Here is a 19,197-nt window from a genome sequence, read left to right on the forward strand (position 1 = left end):
CGTGGCAGACGGATTCGAGCCGACCTCGGTGCGGTTGCGGGAACTCTCCGTCGGCCACGAGGTCACCAATGCCGTTCTCTCCGTTGGCTTCTACGTCGTGTGTGCAGCTATCGGGCTGCTGCCCGGTGCGCTACGTCACCGGGCAGCCGACGCGTTCGTGACCTGGTCGGAGAGCATCGACGAACAGCGACATCTCTGATGTCGCTCGGACGAGCACTCGTCGGTGTGGGTGTCGCCGTGGCGGCGCCGTTCGGGCTGTTCCTGTACTGGCGCACCCGGTTCTTCTTCCGAGACCCGCATCGCGTTCCGCCGGCCGATCCGCTGTCGGTGGTGGCACCCGCCGACGGGTTCGTCACGTACGTCAAACGAGTCGACGCGGGTTCGACGGCATTCGCCGTCAAGAAGGGCAGAACCATTCCGCTCGACGAGATCGCGGGTGTGGCAGCGACCGAGAGCGGATACCTCATCGGGATCTACATGTCCGAATACTCGGTGCACCGCAACAGGATTCCGGTCTCGGGCACCATCGGTATGCGGCGTCATCGCTCCGCGGCACCGTTCAACAAGTCGATGGCGCGAGTGGGAGCGAACCTGTTGACGCGGCGCACCCCGTACGACGAGGGGTGCGACTACATACTGAGCAACGAGCGGCTCACCATCTCCATCGAACATTCGTCAGGGTCGGTGGTGACGGTGACGCAGATAGCCGATCTGTGGGTCGACCGGATCGTCGCGCACGTCGCCGTCGGCGACACCGTCGAACGCGGCGAGCAGTACGGGATGATCCGCTTCGGGTCTCAATGCGACGTGTTCGTCCCCGACGCTCTCGCCGAGACCATCACCGTCCGACCGGGCCAGTACGTGTTCGCGGGGGAGAGCGTCGTCGCCCGCTCACCGATCCCGGTGGCAGACAACACTTCATGTGAGAAGGAACGATGATCACTGTCGACCGGGTCGAGTCCACCCAGGACTGGAACGAATTCAAGGCTGTCACCGATCTCGTCTACCAGGGTGATCCGTACCGATTGCCCGACGAACCCATGGATCTCGATCGGATCCTGATTTCGCCGCCGGTCGCCATCGCGTCGACCCGCGATATCGCGGCCTTCCTCGCACGCGAGAACGGGGTCGTCGTCGGCCGAGTCGTGGCCATCCACGACACGAGCTTCACCCAGTACACCGGTGAATCCATCGGCTTCTTCGGGTTCTACGAGGCCGTCGACGATCACGAGGTCGCCACCGGCCTGCTCGACGCCGCGGCGGCGTGGCTTGCCGCGCGTGGGCTCGGAGCGATGTCCGGGCCTTTCGGTCCGTCGATGTTCTACAGCGCGGGCATCGTCGTCGACGACGAGCCCGCCCTTCCGTTGGTGGGCATGCCGCACAACCCTCTCTACTACGCAGCCCATTTCGAGAAGTGGGGGCTCGTGGGAATCAAGGACTTCTACAGCTACCTGTTCGACGACCCGTGCGTGATCTACAACCGCCCCGAATATGCGCGGCACATGCAGATCTTCGAGAAGATCAAGGCGCGTTCGGAAGTGACGTTCCGCTCGATGAGGTACCGAACGGTTCGCCGCGACGCGCGCATCGTGCGCGATCTCTACAACAAGACGTTCGTGAACTTCTGGGGTTTCTCACCGCTGTCGTTCGTGGAACTGTTCGAGTTGCTGAGGATGATGCTGCCGGTCCTCGATCGACGGCTCACCCTGCTGGCCGAGTTGGACGGCAAGCCCGTCGGATTTCTGATGGGCATCCCGGACGTCAATCAGGCCGCGGCCAAGGCCGCGCACCTGAAGTCGCGGTGGGTACGAGACCTGGTGACGCTGTGGCACGTCAAGAAGCCGAGCCGGACGGACGTCATCGACGGGGTGCGGGTGGACATGCTGTTCGTCGATCCCGACTGCCCCGATCGCGCGGTGTCGTCGTTGCTGATCATGGAGTTGTCGGTGCGGATGCGCGATCTCGGCTACACCCGGGTGGAGGCAGCGCCGGTGCTCGACGACAGCCCCTGGATGAAGGGATCGGTGCTGACCCGCATGGAGCAGACTCCGCACCGGACGTACCGCATCTACAACCGCGATCTCGAGCTGCCTCGGCCATGATCGATCGGACGGTGGTGCTCGACCGTGCGCAGACCAGGCTCGGCATCGGTGACCGCTGGGGGCGGACGGTCGGCCGTCACAGGTGGCTCGTGCTGGCCGTCTGGCTGTTGCTCGCGGTGGGTTCTGCTGCGCTCTATCCGGCACTGCAGAACTCGTTGGTGGGAGCCAACTTCTCCGTCCCCGGTACCGAATCGAGTCGCGCCGACGCGCTCGTCGAACAGCACTTCTCCTCGTTCGGGTCCGAGCAGCTCGTCGTCACGTTCACGTCGGATCGGGTCCGCGTCGCAGATCCCGCTTTCCGCGAACGCGTCGGCGAGACCGTCTCTGCGCTGCGCCAATCCCCGGATGTGCTGCGGGTCGTCGATCCCTACGAGACGGCCGGATTCGTGCCCCAGATCTCCGAGGACGGAACGTCGGCGCTGGCTTTCGTCGGTGTCGGCGGCGACCCTCGCGACCGGATCGCGACCGCAGAACGGATGCAGAAGCTCATCGACGGGGCGTCCGCCGGTGGTATCGACGTGGCGGTCACCGGATACTCGCCGATGACCGTCGATCTGACGAAAGTCGAGTCCGACGACGCCGTGCGGGCCGAAAGTATCGGCCTACCACTGGCATTCGTGCTGTTGATCCTGGCTCTCGGATCCGTGGTCGCCGGCATCGTGCCGCTCGTCACCACGGGCATCGGAGTGTTGGCGGCGTTCGGGGTGTTCTCGCTGCTCTCGCACGTCATGACCTTCGACGTCCTCGTGACGACGGTGGCGTCGATGTTCGGTCTCGGTCTGGGCATCGATTACGCGCTCTTCATCGTCAGCCGGTTTCGAGAGGAAATGGACCGCACCACGCTGCCGGGGGGCACCACGGGCCAGGGGCGTACGAATGCGGCTGTCGGGGCCGCGATGGGAACGGCGGGCCACACGATCGTCATCTCCGGGCTGGTCGTGCTCATTTCGCTCGGGGCCCTGGCGATCGTCGATGTTCCTGCCGTGCAGAGTATTTCGTTCGTCGTAGCGCTGACGGTGGCGTGCGTCGTCGTGGTGGCCTGGACGCTGCTACCGGCAATTCTCGCGGTCCTCGGCCCGCGAATCTCGACACTGTCGCTACCGCAGAGGTTTCAGCCTCCGGCGGTCGGTGAGCACGATGCCGCGATACCCACGTGGTGGTCACGGTGGGCGCAGCACGTCATCGAACGCCCGTGGCGCTACACGGCCGTCACCGCAGCCGTGCTGCTGGCCTGCCTGGTGCCGATCGGGACCATCCAGTACGGGGTGGACCTCGGAGCCGACGCCCTTGCCGCGGAGCCGAGCGGCCGGGCCAACACGGTCCTCACCGAGAAGTTCGCTCCTGGAACGATTTCGCCGATCACCGTCGTGTTCACCGGCAGCGGTGACCGTCCCCTCGAACCGGCGCAGGCGGCCACGGTCGCGGCTTTCGCCGACGACATCCGAGCCGACGGTCGCGTCGATTACGCCCTGGCGCAACAGGACTCCGGCCGCACGCTGCTGATCGTGGTGCCCGCGGTGCCGATCGACTCGACCGAGGCCTCCGACCTGGTCGCGTCGATCCGGTCGCAGGCAGTTGTTGCCGCAGACCGCGACGGCACCACCGTATCCGTCGGCGGAACCACCGCCCTTGTCGTCGATGCCTCCCAGGAGATTTCGAGCAAATTCCTGTGGGTCGTGTTCGCAGTGCTGGCATTCTCGTTGGTGTACCTGGGTATCGTCTTTCGGAGCGTGGTGATTCCGATCAAGGCGGTCGCCATGAATGTGCTCGTCACCGGCGCGGCGTTGGGTGCGACGGTGGCGGTGTTCCAGTGGGGATGGGGATCGTCGCTACTCGGGTTCGACAGTCCGGGGTACATCCAGGTGTATCTGCCCGTCACCGTGTTCGCCGTGGTCTTCGGTCTGTCGATGGATTACGAGGTGTTTCTCATCGGCCGGATGCGCGAGGTGTTCGTCGCGCATCGCAACCGACACAGCGTGAACGACCCCAGCGTGAACGACACCAGTGCCAACGACACCGCGATTGTCGACGGCCTCGAGCACACCGCCAGGCCGATCACTGCTGCGGCCGCGATCATGACCGCCGTGTTCGCCAGCTTCCTCACTGCCGATGTTCTCGAACTCCAACAGTTCGGGTTCGCGCTCGCTGTCGCCGTTTTGTTCGACGCGGTTCTGGTGCGCATGATGATGGTGCCGGCAATGATGAAGCTGTTCGGCGAGCGAAATTGGTGGCCCGGATTGCGTTCCGAGACAAGCGTTCAGGCAGACGGCACCTGAGCCGACGCGAGTACGACTCCGTCCGAACCCCTGATCTCGATCTCGGCGACGTCGCCGCGCAGGACGGCGGCATTCATCCGGCACTCGATGGTGACGGTGCTGCCGAGGAACGTGCCGGACGGCCGGTCGACGCCCGATCGGTCGACGAGAACGACGTCGTACGGACCGCCGTCGGAGATGCCGTCCATTTCGAGGACGGTTTCCGTTCCCCACGTGTGGGCGACGAGACCGCCTTCGACGTCGACAGTCGGTCCGCTGGTGGTGAACGATATTTCCTCGTAGGCCCCGAGAGTTCCTGGTGGTCCGGTGACCACGACCTGGGGTTCACCGGGCTCGGAGCGGTATGCGTCGATGCCCAGTACTGCTGCACTGCCGACGACGACACCGACGAGCGCTGCGGCAGCGGCCAACCCGGCCGACCCGTTTCTGACACCGAACCGCGGCCTGGCGACCGGCTGCAATCCGGAGCTGTCCGAACGCTCAGGGACCACGGTGTTCTCGGCGTTGCCGGCGTTCTGGGTGGCGGTCAGGATTCGCTCGCGGAGTCCGGGCGGCGGAGTCGAGTCGAGCCACGGCAGGTTCGGGCCCCGGCGTTCGAGCTGCTCCGTCGTCGCGCGTAGTTCAGCGATCTCGATGTCGACCGTGGGGTCCGACGCGGCCAGTGCGCGAAGTTCGTCGGCTTCGGCATTGTCGAGATCGTCGCCGACTGCTGCAGCGATCAACTCTGCCCGCCGATCGGGTGAGGCTGTCATCGGTCCTCCTTTCTGTCGAGGTTTCTGCGTAGTGCCTTCAGGGCGTAGAAGGCGCGGGTGCGGAGCGTGCGTACCGGCACTCCGGTCGATTCCGACAGCTCGGCGTAGCTGCTTCCGGATACGTGCACAGCCACGACGACCTCGCGGTGGTCGGGCGAGAGCTGTGCCAGTGCCGCGATGATGCGGAGCCGCTCGTCGGTGTCGGCGGTGGTGTCGCGCGTGACGGCGCTCGGTCCGCGTTCGTGCTCGTCGGGCCGGTCCGATGTCGTCGCAGGCACTCTCGCCTGGGACCGAACGAGATCGACGATGACGTTTCGCTCGATCGCGAAGAGCCACGTGCGAAGTGAACCTCGGCTCGGGTCGAAGCGCGCTCTGGCCCGCCAGGCCCGCAGGAACGTCTCCTGCACACAATCCTCGGCGAGGGCTCGATCGCGGAGGGCATTGACGGCGTAACCGAGCATCTCCGACGCGTGCTGGTCGTATGCGGCCGCGACATCGAAGTTCAGCTCGATCACGCTCCCGATGCTCATGACAGTGATTACGTCTGCGGCCCCGCAGGCGTTCATATCCAAGACTGGAATATTTCTTTACCGATATTTGAACATCTACGCGCCGACCGTCGTACACCGTGTACGGGCTCGCCTGCCCGATACTTTCATGGAAGGCACACGAGATGATCACACGTTCCACTACACGCCGGGCGGCGTCCGTTCGTAGATCCGCCACGGCACTCGTCGGCGGTACGGCCACCGCGGCGGCGCTGCTGCTGTTCTCGGCGGGCCCGGCCGCTGCCGACACCCCGGTCGCCGAACCGGACAGTTTCACCAGCGCATTCACCGCGATGGCCACGCCCGATCAGGTTCTGAACGGTGACGGCGTGGCCACTCCGGGTCAGCCGGGCGCGATGGGCACCTTCACGCTGCGGATCAATTCCGACCTCGACATCATCTGCTACGACATCTCGCTGAACGGTGTGACAGGTGACTACATGAGCCCGGCCAAGACGGCTACTCATATCCACCAGGCCGCAGCAGGTGCAGCGGGACCGCCGCGCCTCGCGTTCCCGAACCCGACCCCCGTCGGGGACGGCCCGCGCAACAGCAACGGCTGCATACAGGGTCCGTTCACCACCGGTCTGACCCCGGCCGGTGCCGATGCAGACAGCGGTACCGGATTCACGTTGGACCGGATCGAAGCCGACCCAGCAGGCTTCGCGGCCGACACCCACACCGTCGACTTCTCGGCCGGAGCGGTCCGAGGACAGCTGACCCGGATTCCGGTCGGATCGGTAGCAACCGGAGGTGGCGGCGCGGCGCTCGCCGCGGCATCCGATTCGGCGACCGGTTCCGCAGCTCCCGTCGTCGGCGCGGTAGCCCTCGGCGCGATGGCTGTCGCGGGCGTGACGTTGGTGGCACGGCGCACCCGCGGGGTGCAGAGCTGAAGCTCCCCACGCGGGCTGCACTCGCGGCCGCGGTTCTGACGGCTGCGGTTCTGACGGCGGTGGTGACGGGATGTGGTGCGTCGCCACCGTCGCCACCGTCGTCACAACCTGAGCCGGCCCCGACGGTGTCCTCTTCGTCGCCCGTGCCCGTGCCCTCGCCCGAACTGTCCGGCGTAGTGGGGGATCGGCCGATCCCGATGCGCCTGAGCATTCCTGCCATCGCGCTCGACGAGGGGCTCGTCGGCCTGGGTATTGCCGACAGCGGCGAGATGGAGGTACCCACCGACTACGACGACGTCGGGTGGTTCACCGGCGGTAGCCGACCCGGTGGGATCGGCAGTCCGACGGTGTTCGCCGGGCATGTCGACTCGACTACCGGGCCTGCGGTGTTCGATCGGCTGTCGGATCTGAACCCGGGCGATATCGTCACGGTCGGCGACGAAGCAGGTGGCCGAGCGGACTATCGGATCGAGCGCATCGGCGACCACGGCAAGGCGGACTTCCCGACGGCGTCGGTGTTCGGCGCGGTGCCCGGCGACGAGATCCGGTTGATCACCTGTTCGGGCGATTTCGATGCGACCGTGGGCAGTTACGAACGCAACCTGGTCGTCTACGGGGTGCGGCAGTAGCCGATCGTTTTGGAGTTGACCCCCGAGGTGTTGTAGCCTGGTCGACGGTCCAGAAGGAATGTGCTCGCAGTGCGTGCATTTCTTTCGTTCCGCCCAATCAAGTTCTACCCAAGACCGTTGGTCACCGCCTTCTCGAGGGAAATTTCCTGACAGGTGTGCGGTTGAAGGTCCGAGATCGCTTCGGACGGCCCACGCAGGAGAACGCGGTAGGGAACCTGTCGTGCAGCTTCGGCTGCCACTTGTTCACGCCCCGTGTGCTTCCTGCACCGGGGCGTTCGTCGTTTTCCGGCCCTCTCGCGATCGACACAACTTCCCACGAGAGGAGGCGAAGTATGGCAAAGCCCGAAAAGGTCTCCGCAGTTTCGGAGATCACCGACCAGTTCAAGGGTTCGACGGCTGCCGTCGTCACGGAATACCGTGGCCTGTCGGTTTCCGGTCTGACTCAGCTCCGGCGTGCGCTCGGCGAAGGTGCCACGTACTCCGTCGCCAAGAACACCCTGGTCAAGCGCGCAGCTGCCGATGCCGGCATCACCGGCCTCGACGACTTGTTCGTCGGACCGACCGCCATTGCATTCATCAAGGGCGAGCCGGTCGACGCTGCGAAGGCCATCAAGGCCTTCGCGAAGGACAACAAGGCCTTGATCATCAAGGGCGGCTACATGGACGGCGCAACGCTGTCCGTGGACGAGATCAACAAGATCGCAGACCTCGAGTCTCGCGAGATCCTGTTGGCCAAGCTCGCCGGCGCCATGAAGGGCAACTTGTCGAAGGCTGCAGGCCTGTTCAACGCTCCCGCATCGCAGTTCGCCCGCTTGGCGTTCGCGTTGCAGGAGAAGAAGGCTGCCGGCGAACCTGCCGCAGCCGAGGCCCCTGCAGAAGCAGAAGCACCGGCGGAAGCTCCCGCCGAAAGCTGATCCGCTGGCATTAGCGAACAGCTCCACACCAACACCATGTCGCGGATCAGCGGCCAGGTACTTACAGGAAGGACCGCCACCATGGCGAAGCTCAGCACCGAAGAATTGCTCGACCAGTTCAAGGAGCTCACCCTCCTCGAGCTCAGCGAGTTCGTGAAGGCATTCGAGGAGACCTTCGAGGTCACCGCAGCTGCTCCCGTCGCAGTTGCAGCAGCAGGCGGAGCAGGCGCTCCGGCTGAGGCAGCCGAAGAGCAGGACGAGTTCGATGTCGTTCTCGAGTCGGCCGGCGACAAGAAGATCCAGGTCATCAAGGTCGTCCGTGAGGTCGTCTCCGGCCTCGGCCTGAAGGAAGCCAAGGACCTCGTCGAGAGCGCTCCGAAGGCAATCCTGGAGAAGGTCGCCAAGGATGCAGCCGAGGCTGCCAAGGAGAAGCTGGAAGCTGCCGGCGCAAAGATCTCCGTCAAGTAAGACCGCTTCACTGCAGTCGTACTTCGCGCTCTCAACATCGAGCGCACAGAAGGGGCCGTCCTCACTTCGGTGAGGGCGGCCCTTTTCTGTGTTCGGGGGAGGGCTGCTCCTGCGTTCGATGGAGCCTTCTCCTGTGTTCGATGCGGATCGCATCGCGCTGCGTTGTGACCGATCACGGAGTCTTCTCGATCCCGGGACATCGGCAACGCGTCACTGTTTACTCGTGAACGCCGAAGTCCGAAGCTTTCCGAATGGTCTCGGCCGGGTGCGGTTGTGTCTTGTCACAGAATCCGACGGCAGGGACTTGTCACAGTTCGGGCGACTTCCCGACCGGCTCGCGTGAGATGAGCCACACTGATGCAAGCTCTACAGCCTGACTCGGGGAAGTTCTTACTGGGCGGTAAGCTCCTGTGTCGGAGCGGACACGTGCATGGGATACAGTGACGCAACCCACATCCGGGTCGATGTGTATGAATTGTGGAGGTCAGCGTGGGAGTCGAGGTTTCGGTCGAAGGATTGACCAAGTCTTTCGGTGTACAGAAGATTTGGCAGGACGTGACGTTGACTCTGCCGAAGGGTGAAGTCAGTGCATTGCTCGGTCCTTCCGGTACCGGTAAGTCGGTCTTCCTCAAGTCGCTGATCGGTCTCCTTCGCCCCGAGCAGGGCAAGATTTTCATCGACGGAACCGACATCCTGCAGTGCTCCTCGCGTGAGCTCTACGAGATCCGCAAGCTGTTCGGAGTGCTCTTCCAGGACGGTGCCCTGTTCGGCTCGATGAACCTCTACGACAACGTCGCCTTCCCGCTTCGCGAGCACACCAAGAAGTCCGAGTCCGACATTCGCAAGATCGTCATGGAGAAGCTCGAACTGACGGGTCTGCTCGGTGCCGAGGACAAGCTGCCCGGTGAGATCTCCGGTGGTATGCGCAAGCGTGCCGGCCTCGCCCGCGCGCTGGTGCTGGACCCGGAGATCATTCTCGTCGACGAGCCGGACTCCGGCCTCGATCCTGTTCGTACGACGTACATTTCGCAGACATTGATCGACATCAACGCCAACATCGATGCCACGATCCTCATCGTCTCGCACAACATCAATCTGGCTCGAACGGTCCCCGACAACATCGGCATGCTGTTCCGTCGTCAGCTGGTCATGTTCGGCCCCCGTGAGGTGCTGCTCACCAGTGACGAGCCGGTGGTCAAGCAATTCCTGAACGGCACGATGATCGGGCCGATCGGAATGTCGGAAGAGAAGGACGAGGCGCAGATGGCGCAGGAGCAGGCCATGGTCGACGCCGGTCACCACGCCGGTGGCGTCGACGACGTCGAAGGCATCGTGCCGCAGATGAAGGCCACCCCGGGTACGCCGGTGCGCCAGGCCGTCGGACGCAGGCAGGAGCGGGTGCGCCAGATCATGCACACCCTGCCGCACAGCGCTCAGGTCGCGATCCAGGAGAGCCTCGACAGCACCGACTCGGGGCAGCGTTACCCGGCGTACGCAGACCAGCAGGGTTACGACCAGCAGGGCTACGACCAGCAGGGCTACGACCAACAGGGGTACGGCCAGCAGGGCTACGACCAACAGGGGTACAGCCAACAAGGCTACGACCAAGGACATGATCAGCAGGGCTACCAAGCTCCAACACAAGGTCGGGGTCAATAGCAGACATGGGGGGATCGAAGAAGTCCGCGTTCGCGCCCGCGAACGCCGCTCTGACACAAGCGGGCAATATCGTCGAACTGTTCGTCGAGGTGGTCCGAAACACCTTTCGTAGGCCGTTCCAGTTCCGCGAGTTCATCGAGCAGGCCTGGTTCATCGCCAGCGTGACGATTCTGCCGACGGCACTGGTCGCCATTCCGTTCGGCGCGGTCGTATCGCTGCAGACCGGTTCGCTGATCAAGCAGCTCGGTGCCGAATCGTTCACCGGTGCAGCCAGCGTGCTCGCCGTCATCCAGCAGGGCAGTCCGATCGTGACCGCCCTCCTGGTGGCCGGTGCGGCCGGTTCTGCCGTCACCGCCGACCTCGGTTCTCGCACCATTCGCGAGGAGATCGACGCGATGCGGGTACTGGGAATCGATCCGGTTCACCGCCTCGTCGTTCCGCGAGTGCTGGCCATGATCCTCGTGGCGCTGCTGCTCAACGGACTCGTCTCGGTCGTCGGCATCGTCGGTGGCTACTTCTTCAACGTGATCCTGCAGGGTGGTACCCCCGGTGCCTACCTGGCGTCGTTCTCCGCGTTGGCTCAGCTACCCGATCTGTATGTCGCAGAAGCGAAAGCGGCGATCTTCGGTCTCATCGCCGGCATCATCGCGTCGTACAAGGGCCTGAATCCCAACCCCGGCCCCAAGGGTGTCGGTGAAGCTGTGAACCAGACGGTTGTCATCACGTTCCTGCTGCTGTTCTTCGCCAACCTCATTCTCACCCTGGTCTACCTCCAGGTCGTACCAGCGAAGGGAGCGTAACCGCGATGACGATCGCCAGAGGTCGCGGTGACCGCACGCTGATGCGCGTCAAGCGCGTCGGCAATGCCCCGCTCAACGTGCTCGATCGCGCAGGCGAGCAGATGTCGTTCTATCTGCGGGCCATCGGGTGGATACCCAAGACCGCAGTCCATTACAAGAAGGAGGTTCTCCGCCTGCTGGCGGAGGTCACCTTCGGCAGCGGCGCGCTCGCCGTCATCGGCGGCACCATCGGTGTCATCGTGATGATGTCCGGCTTCACCGGCATCGTCGTCGGTCTGCAGGGTTACGCCGCCCTGGAACAGCTCGGCAGCTCGGTGTTGACCGGCTTCCTGTCCGCCTACGTCAATACCCGTGAGATTGCACCGATCGTGGCCGGGCTTGCACTGTCCGCCACCGTCGGTTGTGGTTTCACCGCCCAGCTCGGCGCGATGCGTATCTCGGAGGAGATCGACGCACTCGAAGTCATGGCAGTGCCCAGCGTGCCGTTCCTCGTCACCACCCGCATGATCGCCGGATTCGTCGCGGTGATCCCGCTCTACATCGTCGGTCTGCTTGCCTCGTACGTCGCTTCCCGCGGAATCAGCACGATCTTCAACGGGCAGTCGTCCGGCTCGTACGACCACTACTTCAACTTGTTCCTACCTCCAGAAGATGTGCTGTATTCCTTCCTCAAGGTGCTCATCTTCGCGTTCGTGCTGATCATGATCCACTGCTACTACGGCTACCACGCCTCCGGCGGACCGGCAGGCGTCGGCGTCGCGGTGGGTCGCGCAGTACGTACGGCGATCGTCACGATCGCGGTACTGGACTTCTTCCTGAGCCTCGCCATCTGGGGCACGACCACCACAGTGAGGGTTGCCGGATGATCGACTCGCCGTCGCGACTGAAGCGAGTACTGCTCGGACTTGCGTTCTTCTTGGTACTCATCCTGTTTCTCGGATGGAGCATCACCTCCTACAACAAGACGTTCAAATCGGTCGTCAACGTCAGCCTCGAAACCGACTCGGTCGGCAACGCTCTGCCGATGAACGCAGATGTGAAGGTGCGCGGCATGATCGTCGGCGAGGTGCGCTCGGCGTCGACCGTCGACGGCGTCGTCACCTCGCAGCTCGCCATCGATCCGGACAAGGCTCCGCTGATCCCGTCGAATGCCACTGCACGGCTGCTGCCGAAGACCCTGTTCGGCGAGCGCTACGTCTCGCTGATCGTGCCCGAGAACGATTCGGCGTCGCCGATCTCCGACGGCACCGTTCTTCGACAGGACACCAGCGGCAACGCGATCGAGGTCGGGCAGCTGCTCGACGGGTTGCTGCCGTTGCTGCAAGCCATCCCGCCGCAGGACCTCGCCAATACCCTCGGGTCACTGGCGCAGGGCCTGAGCGGACGCGGCGAGCAGCTCGGACAGACCATCGACGACCTCACCGATGTCGTTTCCGGTCTCAACACCGAACTGCCGAACATCCAGCAGACGCTGGTGGGTCTCGCCGACTTCTCCCAGACCTACGCAGACGCGGCACCGGAGCTGATCTCGGCGCTGGACAACCTGCGTACGACGGGTAATACGGTCGTCGAGCGGCAGTCGAGCCTCGAGACGCTCTACGGCTCGCTGACGTCGGCATCGAACACGACCGCCGATTTCTTGCAGGTCAACTCCGAGAATCTGATCGGTCTCGCCTCGAACTCGCGAGAGGCCCTCGATTTGCTGGCCGAGTTCTCGCCGACGTTCGGCTGCACCTTCAGTCAGTTCGCCGAAGGTGCCAGGCGCGGCAAGATCGTCCTCGGTGAGGGCGACGAGTACCCCGGAATCAACGTGTCCGCATCGTTCGTCAACCCGAAGGGCCGTTACTTGCCGAACCAGGACGAGCCACGGCTGTTCGACGACCGCGGAGCCACCTGCTTCGAGCCGGCAGCACCGGGAGAGTTCTTCCCGCAGTACCCGGGAGGTTCGGTCAACGACGGGTCCTACCAGGTACCGACCCGTAATCCCGGCCCGCAGGAGATCCCCGGGCAGGGCCCACCGAAGTCGGCTCAGAGTTCCATCGTTCCCGCTGTCTCCGCGTCTGCGCAGCCCGCGAGCTACGAGGGCTCGGACTTCGAGCGTGACACTCTTGCCGTCATTTACGGACAAGCGAGTGGTGTTGCACCAGAGACTGTTCCGTCGTGGGCCGCCGCACTCGGCGCACCGGCATTGAGAGGAGTGGAGGTGACCGTGCCATGAGAGGCCTTCTCGCGCCGATCATCAAGTTGGTCGTGTTCGCCGTGATCACGATCATCGCCACGGCCACCCTGGCCTTCACCATCGCGAACTCGAGCGGTGGTGGCGGCACCAAGTTCTCGGCCTTGTTCACCGATGTCACCTCGCTCAACGAGGGTGACGAGATCCGAATCGCCGGCGTTCGCGTCGGGCAGGTCGACAAGATCGAGATCGCCAACGAACGAGAGGCGAAGGTCGACTTCACGCTGAGCAGTCGCGACTGGCTGCCGGCGAGTTCGACTGCCACCATTCGCTTCCGCAACCTGGTCGGTCAGCGCTACATCGCCATCGAGCAGGGTTCGGGCGATCAGGGCAAGAAGATCACCGGGGGAGCGACCATTCCTCTCGAGCGCACCAAGCCCGCGGTGAACCTGACGACTCTGTTCGACGGATTCCGCCCGCTGTTCACCACGCTCAGCGCAGATGACGTCAACAAGCTCTCGTACCAGATCATCCAGGTGTTCCAGGGGGAATCGGGCACCATCAACGAACTGGTCAAGAACACTGCGAGTCTGACCAACACCGTGGCCGACAAGGATCAGGTCATCGGTCAGGTCATCACCAACCTCAACAACGTGCTCGCCACGGTCAACCAGAACGACGGGCAGCTCGACAGCCTCATCGTCAACACTCAGCAGCTCGTGTCGGGCCTGTCGGCCGACCGCGACGTCGTCGGCTCGGCCGTGACCTCGCTGGCCGGACTGACCAACGCCACCGCGGACCTGCTCGAGCCGACACGGCCGTCGATCCAGGGTTCGGTCACAGCGCTGAACACGTTGTCGGAGACCATCAATCGACGCAGCGCCGACGTGGACGCGGTCCTCGGAAATCTGCCGGTCAAGCTCGACAAGCTGATTCGTACGGCTCAGCAGGGATCCTGGTTCACGTTCTACCTCTGCGGTATCGACATCGTCGCCGGACCGGGGTATTCGCCGAACCTGAATTTGCCGACCGGGCTTCCGACCGTCAATCAGCCCCTGTACACGAACTCGGCAGAGCGCTGCAAAGCTGGGGGGATCAAGCAATGACATCTCGACGTAGTCCGGCCACCATCGGGGCACTGGGAATCGCGATCATCCTGCTCGCCACGATGTCGGTCTTCTTCCTCGACCGTCTCCCGATCATCGGTGCAGGTTCGGTGTACACCGCGGAGTTCAGTGAAGCCGCAGGTCTGAAGCCGTCCAACGAAGTCCGTATCGCGGGGGTCAAGGTCGGCAAGGTCACCGACGTGCGGCTCGACGGCGACCGGGTGCTCGTGGACTTCACGGTGCAGGACGCCTGGGTCGGCAACGAGTCGCGAGCGGCCATCGCCATCAAGACTCTGCTGGGGCAGAAGTACCTGGCACTGGATCCGAGTGGCTCGGACACCCTGAGCCCGAAAGATCCGATTCCGTTGGCGCGCACCACCTCTCCGTACGACGTCATCGACGCGTTCTCGGCGGCGGCGTCGACGATCAACGACATCGACACCGACCAGCTCGCCACCAGCATGCGGACGTTGTCCGACGCGTTCTCCGAGACCCCGGCCAACATCAGAGCCTCGCTCGACGGCGTGACTCGGTTGTCGCAGACAGTGGCCAGCCGCGACGAGGAACTCAAGAAGTTGTTCGCAGCCACCGGCGAGACCTCCAAGGTGCTGGCCGACCGCAACGAGCAGTTCAACAAACTGATCACCGATGCGGGTCCACTGCTCGAGGAGCTCAACAATCGGCAGCAGGCCATCTCCCAGCTGCTCACCGGCACACAACGTGTGTCGCAGGAGTTGACCGGTCTGGTCCGTGACAACGAGGCAACCATCAACCCGATGTTGCAACAGCTCAACGGCGTCATCGACATCCTGCAACGCAACAACGACAATCTCGACCGGGCGCTGAAGCTGTACGAGCCGTTCATCCGGCTCTACACCAACGTGACCGGTAACGGACGATGGCTCGACATCGTTCTGGCCAACCTCACCCCACCCGGAGTTCCGTTGATACCTGGTTACCGCCAGCCCGCGCTCGATACGTTGGCGGGGAACTGATGACAGAGACTCAGGCAGCACCGAGGAACAAGAACAAGCTCGCACTGATCGCGGTCGTCGTGATCGTGGCGCTGGTTCTGGCCGTCGCCGGCTGGTGGCTGTTCACCAGGGCCGGTTCGACCAAGATCACCGCCTACTTCGACAAGTCGATCGGCATCTACTCGGGATCCGAGGTCAGAGTTCTCGGCGTCAAGGTGGGTACCGTCGAATCGGTCACGCCGTTGGGTGAGGACGTCGAGGTCGTCATGCGAGTCGATCGCGGCATCGACATTCCGGCCGACGCGAAGGCCGTTCAGGTCACCCCGTCGCTCGTCGCCGACCGTTACGTCCAGCTCTCGCCCGTCTACACCGGCGGCGACACCATGGCCAGCGGCACGACGATCGGCCGTGATCGCACTGCCACTCCCGTCGAGGTCGACGAGCTGTACAAGTCGATCAACGATCTGTCCACTGCTCTCGGTCCGGACGGCGCGAACAAGGACGGCGCTCTCACCGACCTCGTGAACACCGGCGCGGCGAACCTCGACGGCAACGGGGAAGCGTTGGGCAACAGCATCACTCAGCTCTCGGCCGCCGGCCGTACGTTGAGCGACTCGCGCTCCGATGTCTTCGACACGATCAAGAATCTGCAGACCTTCGTCAGTGCGCTGGCCGTCAACGATCAGCAGGTTCGTAACTTCAACAGTCAGCTCGCCGATCTGACGGGCTTCCTGTCGGGCCAGCGCGAGGACCTGGGAGCCGCCCTGCAGCAGCTCTCGGTGTCCCTCGGTGACGTGGCGACGTTCGTGGCGGACAACCGGACCGAGCTGACCACCGCAGCGAACGGTCTGGTGGTCCCCACTCAGACCCTTGCCGACAACCGTGAGCAGCTCGTGCAAACTCTGACGCTGCTGCCGTTGGCCATCAGCAACCTGGTCAACGCCTACGACGCAGAATCCGGCACGCTGGCCTCGCGTGCCAATCTGCAGAACGAGACCCAGGATCCGCTCGGAACCGTCTGCCGATTGCTCGACCTCGGCAAGCTGGTACCCGGTGACCCGCGTTTCGAGGCGCTCGGTGCGCAGATTCAGCCGATCATCGATCAGTGCGCCAACATCACCACCATGATCCAGGCTCCTCTTGCCGACCAGAATCGGCTTGTGTTGCCGTTCGGGGTTCTCACCAACGACATCGAGCAGAACGTGTCCGTGCCGGGCACCGTGCCGGGCAACGTCTCGCCGAGACTGGGGTCCACCACCATGCCAGGTCTCGAGCAGTCGCTCATCGGGGGAGGACAGTGATGACCTCTGTGAATCGGAATCGAGCTCGCGTGAAACGTTCGTTGACCCTCGGAGCCGGGTTGTGCGTGGTTGCGCTGTCTGCCGGCGCGTGCTCGTCGGCCGGCATCTATGCCATTCCGCTACCCGGTGGTGCCGACGTCGGCGACAACCCGTTCAATCTGACGGTGCAGTTCGACGATGTGCTGGACCTGGTGCCGCAGTCGACCGTCAAGGTCGACGGTGTCCCCGTCGGTCGCGTCGACTCCATCTCGGTGCCGAACAACGGGTGGACCGCCGATGTCAACGTCATCCTGAACTCCGACGTGGATCTGCCGGCCAACGCGATCGCGTCGGTGCAGCAGACCAACCTGCTCGGTGAGAAGTTCGTGCAGCTCTCCGCACCTCCCGGTGACGAAGAGGCTGCACGTCTGCAGGACGGTGCCACGATCCCGCTCGATCGCACCCGCCACGCAACCGACATCGAGCAGGTACTCGGTGCCCTGTCGCTGCTGCTCAACGGCGGCGGCGTCGGGCAGCTCTCGCCGATCGTCAAAGAGCTGAGCACGGCGTTCGACGGTCGCGAAGGCAAGACCAAAGAGCTTCTGCAGCAGGCCAATACGTTGATCGACGGTCTCAATCAGCAGCGCGACGACATCACCCGCGCCATCGACGGTCTCGACACTCTCAGTGGTCGCGTCAACTCGCAGACCGACAAGATCGACGCAGTTCTCAAAGACCTGCCGATCGCGACGGAAGTTCTCGAGAAGCAGCGCCCGCAGCTCACCGAGATGCTCGGGGCACTCGATCGACTCGGGGCCGTCGGCACCGATGTCATCGATCGCTCCAAGGACGACCTGATCGCAGATCTGCGTGCACTGCGTCCGACGCTGCAGGCCCTGGCCGATTCCGCGGACGACGTCGTCACCTCGCTCGCGGTGATCCCGACACTGCCGTTCGCGGACGGCACCGAGAAGATCATCGAGGGCAACTCGGCCAACCTGTTCCTCTCGCTGGATCTCTCGATCGGTACGGCGCTGCGGAACTTCGGTGTGGGAGAGGGCGATCCGGTCTACATCCAGCCGAAGTACGGCAACACGCTGCCGGTCGTGGATCCGTCGAATCCGTACTACAACGGAAACGGCCCGCGTCCAGGCTGGCCGACGATCTCGCTGCTGCCGTTGCCGCCCATCATTCCGTCGCCGGTTCCCGGACCGGGTGCGCCTACGGGTGAGGCCGCCGGTGCTGCCGAGCCTGCACCGTTCGACCCGTTGGCTCCCGTGACCGATCTGCTCGAACGATTCGGAGTTGGACAGTGAGATCGAAGCTCGTTCGCTTTCAGTTGGTCGCGTTCGTCGTGGTCGCCCTGCTCGGGCTGATCTACGTCGGTGGCAAGTACGTCCGCCTGGACAACATGCTCGGGTTCGGGCAGTACGAGGTCGCACTCAACCTGGCCGACTCCGGCGGCATCTTCTCCAATGCCGAGGTGACGTACCGCGGTGTGCCGGTCGGAACCGTCGGCGATCTGCAGTTGACGTCGGACGGTGTCCGGGTGGCGCTCAAACTCGACAACGGTGGACCCGACATCCCGGCCGACACCAAGGCCGTCGTTGCGAACCGTTCCGCGATCGGCGAGCAGTTCGTCGACCTGCAGCCGCAGTCCGATCAGGGTCCGTTCCTGGTGGATGGTTCGGAAATCGCACAGGCCGACACCGCCACGCCGGTTCCGGTGGAGGACGTGCTCGCGAACACGAACACCTTGGTCAGGTCGGTGCCGCTGGACACGTTGACCAATGTGGTCAACGAGCTCGGTGTCGCGTTCGACGGCAAGGGCAACGACCTGCAGTCTCTGGTCGATTCGCTCGGGAACATCTCCGAGTCGGCCAACGAGGCTCTGCCGCAGACTCTGTCGCTGGTTCGTGACGCGGTGCCGGTGCTCGACACTCAATCAGAGCAGTCGGATCTGATTCGCGAATTCAGCACGAGCCTGGATCAGGTGACGGCTCAGCTGAAGTCGAGCGATCCCGATATCCGTCGTCTCATCGATACCGGAACTGCTGCCGGAGACCAGGTCGGTGGTCTCATCACCGATGCAGGCCCGGCGTTGACGACCGATATCAACAATCTGGCCCTGGTCGCGGCTCAGGCCGAGCCGCGGACGGTCGCGCTCCGTCCGTTCCTGACGTTCCTGCCTGCACTCGGTGCCGGTATCTCGACCATCGTCCCGAACGACGGCACTATCCATCAGGGTCTGTTGCTCGAAACCAACAACCCGCCGCCGTGCACCGTCGGCTACGAGGGCAGCCAGGCCATCCTGGACGAGGAGAAGCGGAAGAATCCGAACTTCGACGAGACTCGGGAGAACTACCCACTGAACCTCGACGCGAACTGCGCGACGCCGCAGGGCAGCGTCACCGGTGTCCGTAGCGCGAACCGAATCGTGTTCGCCGATCCGGACGTGCCGCAGCCGTGGGACCTCAAGCCCAAGGTCGATCCCGAGAAGCTCAACCTCAACCCCATCGCCACCCAGTTGGCACCGCTCCTCGGCGTCACGCCGAAGTAGCGGGGCCGAAGGAACTGCTGCTCAGCACTACTATCGGGCCGAGAGCGGTTCGGCCGGATA

Annotated in this window: 19 protein-coding genes; 17 read left to right on the plus strand and 2 right to left on the minus strand. The window is 64.0% G+C overall.

Annotated features, from left to right (window positions below; all coding sequences use genetic code 11):
* Window position 1: 1 nt before the first annotated feature.
* From RFA01S_RS19080 to RFA01S_RS19095, 4 genes are read left to right on the plus strand one after another with little or no spacing between them, the layout of a single operon-like run.
* A complete protein-coding gene (locus RFA01S_RS19080) occupies window positions 2–199 on the plus strand; it encodes a hypothetical protein (protein ID WP_032407348.1) in 198 nt (65 codons plus the stop codon).
* Window positions 199–939, plus strand: a complete 741-nt coding sequence (locus RFA01S_RS19085) for a phosphatidylserine decarboxylase (protein WP_032407347.1) — start codon at window positions 199–201, stop codon at window positions 937–939. The genes RFA01S_RS19080 and RFA01S_RS19085 overlap by 1 nt, the downstream gene beginning before the upstream one ends.
* Window positions 936–2,102, plus strand: a complete 1,167-nt coding sequence (locus RFA01S_RS19090) for a GNAT family N-acetyltransferase (protein WP_032407346.1) — start codon at window positions 936–938, stop codon at window positions 2,100–2,102. The genes RFA01S_RS19085 and RFA01S_RS19090 overlap by 4 nt, the downstream gene beginning before the upstream one ends.
* Entirely contained in the window at window positions 2,099–4,378 is a 2,280-nt protein-coding gene (locus RFA01S_RS19095; protein ID WP_032407345.1) for an MMPL family transporter, read from the plus strand. The genes RFA01S_RS19090 and RFA01S_RS19095 overlap by 4 nt, the downstream gene beginning before the upstream one ends.
* On the opposite strand, the gene RFA01S_RS19100 is transcribed toward RFA01S_RS19095, so the two are convergent.
* Together RFA01S_RS19100 and RFA01S_RS19105 are read right to left on the minus strand one after the other, a co-directional pair.
* Window positions 4,360–5,130, minus strand: coding sequence for a hypothetical protein (locus RFA01S_RS19100; RefSeq protein WP_032407344.1), 771 nt, complete (start codon window positions 5,128–5,130; stop codon window positions 4,360–4,362). The genes RFA01S_RS19095 and RFA01S_RS19100 overlap by 19 nt on opposite strands.
* The gene (locus RFA01S_RS19105; RefSeq protein ID WP_230073282.1) at window positions 5,127–5,660 is read right to left on the minus strand and encodes an RNA polymerase sigma factor; all 534 of its coding nucleotides are present in this window, start codon (window positions 5,658–5,660) and stop codon (window positions 5,127–5,129) included. The genes RFA01S_RS19100 and RFA01S_RS19105 overlap by 4 nt, the downstream gene beginning before the upstream one ends.
* A gap of 143 nt (window positions 5,661–5,803) precedes the next feature.
* Between RFA01S_RS19105 and RFA01S_RS19110 the strand changes: the two genes are divergently transcribed.
* The 13 genes from RFA01S_RS19110 (at window position 5,804) to RFA01S_RS19170 (ending at window position 19,137) form a co-directional block, all read left to right on the plus strand.
* A complete protein-coding gene (locus tag RFA01S_RS19110) occupies window positions 5,804–6,571 on the plus strand; it encodes a CHRD domain-containing protein (protein WP_032407343.1) in 768 nt (255 codons plus the stop codon).
* A gap of 197 nt (window positions 6,572–6,768) precedes the next feature.
* Window positions 6,769–7,200, plus strand: a complete 432-nt coding sequence (locus RFA01S_RS19115; protein ID WP_052060740.1) for a class F sortase — start codon at window positions 6,769–6,771, stop codon at window positions 7,198–7,200.
* Between the two features lie 332 nt (window positions 7,201–7,532).
* Window positions 7,533–8,114: a 50S ribosomal protein L10 gene (gene rplJ / locus RFA01S_RS19120; RefSeq protein WP_032365266.1), complete on the plus strand. Its 582-nt coding sequence runs from the start codon at window positions 7,533–7,535 to the stop codon at window positions 8,112–8,114.
* Between the two features lie 81 nt (window positions 8,115–8,195).
* Window positions 8,196–8,582: a 50S ribosomal protein L7/L12 gene (gene rplL / locus RFA01S_RS19125; protein WP_032365267.1), complete on the plus strand. Its 387-nt coding sequence runs from the start codon at window positions 8,196–8,198 to the stop codon at window positions 8,580–8,582.
* Window positions 8,583–9,071: 489 nt separating this feature from the next.
* Window positions 9,072–10,241 carry an ATP-binding cassette domain-containing protein gene (locus tag RFA01S_RS19130; RefSeq protein WP_094622920.1) on the plus strand — a complete coding sequence of 390 codons (1,170 nt, stop codon included), beginning with the start codon at window positions 9,072–9,074 and terminating at the stop codon, window positions 10,239–10,241.
* 5 nt (window positions 10,242–10,246) lie between these two features.
* The gene (locus tag RFA01S_RS19135) at window positions 10,247–11,041 is read left to right on the plus strand and encodes an MlaE family ABC transporter permease (protein WP_032365269.1); all 795 of its coding nucleotides are present in this window, start codon (window positions 10,247–10,249) and stop codon (window positions 11,039–11,041) included.
* 5 nt (window positions 11,042–11,046) lie between these two features.
* Window positions 11,047–11,907, plus strand: coding sequence for an MlaE family ABC transporter permease (locus tag RFA01S_RS19140; protein ID WP_032365270.1), 861 nt, complete (start codon window positions 11,047–11,049; stop codon window positions 11,905–11,907).
* Window positions 11,904–13,259 carry an MCE family protein gene (locus RFA01S_RS19145; RefSeq protein ID WP_032369724.1) on the plus strand — a complete coding sequence of 452 codons (1,356 nt, stop codon included), beginning with the start codon at window positions 11,904–11,906 and terminating at the stop codon, window positions 13,257–13,259. The genes RFA01S_RS19140 and RFA01S_RS19145 overlap by 4 nt, the downstream gene beginning before the upstream one ends.
* A complete protein-coding gene (locus RFA01S_RS19150) occupies window positions 13,256–14,323 on the plus strand; it encodes an MCE family protein (protein WP_032369723.1) in 1,068 nt (355 codons plus the stop codon). The genes RFA01S_RS19145 and RFA01S_RS19150 overlap by 4 nt, the downstream gene beginning before the upstream one ends.
* Window positions 14,320–15,318 carry an MCE family protein gene (locus tag RFA01S_RS19155; protein WP_032365273.1) on the plus strand — a complete coding sequence of 333 codons (999 nt, stop codon included), beginning with the start codon at window positions 14,320–14,322 and terminating at the stop codon, window positions 15,316–15,318. The genes RFA01S_RS19150 and RFA01S_RS19155 overlap by 4 nt, the downstream gene beginning before the upstream one ends.
* Entirely contained in the window at window positions 15,318–16,598 is a 1,281-nt protein-coding gene (locus RFA01S_RS19160) for an MCE family protein (protein WP_032381287.1), read from the plus strand. Before RFA01S_RS19155 ends, RFA01S_RS19160 begins: the two co-directional genes overlap by 1 nt.
* Before the next feature lie 29 nt (window positions 16,599–16,627).
* Entirely contained in the window at window positions 16,628–17,893 is a 1,266-nt protein-coding gene (locus RFA01S_RS19165) for an MCE family protein (RefSeq protein WP_139278473.1), read from the plus strand.
* A complete protein-coding gene (locus tag RFA01S_RS19170) occupies window positions 17,890–19,137 on the plus strand; it encodes an MCE family protein (protein WP_032365276.1) in 1,248 nt (415 codons plus the stop codon). Before RFA01S_RS19165 ends, RFA01S_RS19170 begins: the two co-directional genes overlap by 4 nt.
* Window positions 19,138–19,197 lie beyond the last annotated feature (60 nt).

Source organism: Rhodococcoides fascians NBRC 12155 = LMG 3623, from assembly GCF_001894785.1.
GTDB lineage: Bacteria > Actinomycetota > Actinomycetes > Mycobacteriales > Mycobacteriaceae > Rhodococcoides > Rhodococcoides fascians.

Excerpts from the sequence above, each read along its gene's own strand:
- RFA01S_RS19085 (WP_032407347.1), top strand. The coding sequence starts at position 199 with ATGTCGCTCGGACGAGCACTCGTCGGTGTGGGTGTCGCCGTGGCGGCG.
- RFA01S_RS19090 (WP_032407346.1), top strand. The coding sequence starts at position 936 with ATGATCACTGTCGACCGGGTCGAGTCCACCCAGGACTGGAACGAATTC.
- RFA01S_RS19095 (WP_032407345.1), top strand. The coding sequence starts at position 2,099 with ATGATCGATCGGACGGTGGTGCTCGACCGTGCGCAGACCAGGCTCGGC.
- RFA01S_RS19100 (WP_032407344.1), bottom strand. The coding sequence starts at position 5,130 with ATGACAGCCTCACCCGATCGGCGGGCAGAGTTGATCGCTGCAGCAGTC.
- RFA01S_RS19105 (WP_230073282.1), bottom strand. The coding sequence starts at position 5,660 with ATGAGCATCGGGAGCGTGATCGAGCTGAACTTCGATGTCGCGGCCGCA.
- RFA01S_RS19110 (WP_032407343.1), top strand. The coding sequence starts at position 5,804 with ATGATCACACGTTCCACTACACGCCGGGCGGCGTCCGTTCGTAGATCC.
- RFA01S_RS19115 (WP_052060740.1), top strand. The coding sequence starts at position 6,769 with ATGCGCCTGAGCATTCCTGCCATCGCGCTCGACGAGGGGCTCGTCGGC.
- rplJ (WP_032365266.1), top strand. The coding sequence starts at position 7,533 with ATGGCAAAGCCCGAAAAGGTCTCCGCAGTTTCGGAGATCACCGACCAG.
- rplL (WP_032365267.1), top strand. The coding sequence starts at position 8,196 with ATGGCGAAGCTCAGCACCGAAGAATTGCTCGACCAGTTCAAGGAGCTC.
- RFA01S_RS19135 (WP_032365269.1), top strand. The coding sequence starts at position 10,247 with ATGGGGGGATCGAAGAAGTCCGCGTTCGCGCCCGCGAACGCCGCTCTG.
- RFA01S_RS19140 (WP_032365270.1), top strand. The coding sequence starts at position 11,047 with ATGACGATCGCCAGAGGTCGCGGTGACCGCACGCTGATGCGCGTCAAG.
- RFA01S_RS19145 (WP_032369724.1), top strand. The coding sequence starts at position 11,904 with ATGATCGACTCGCCGTCGCGACTGAAGCGAGTACTGCTCGGACTTGCG.
- RFA01S_RS19150 (WP_032369723.1), top strand. The coding sequence starts at position 13,256 with ATGAGAGGCCTTCTCGCGCCGATCATCAAGTTGGTCGTGTTCGCCGTG.
- RFA01S_RS19155 (WP_032365273.1), top strand. The coding sequence starts at position 14,320 with ATGACATCTCGACGTAGTCCGGCCACCATCGGGGCACTGGGAATCGCG.
- RFA01S_RS19160 (WP_032381287.1), top strand. The coding sequence starts at position 15,318 with ATGACAGAGACTCAGGCAGCACCGAGGAACAAGAACAAGCTCGCACTG.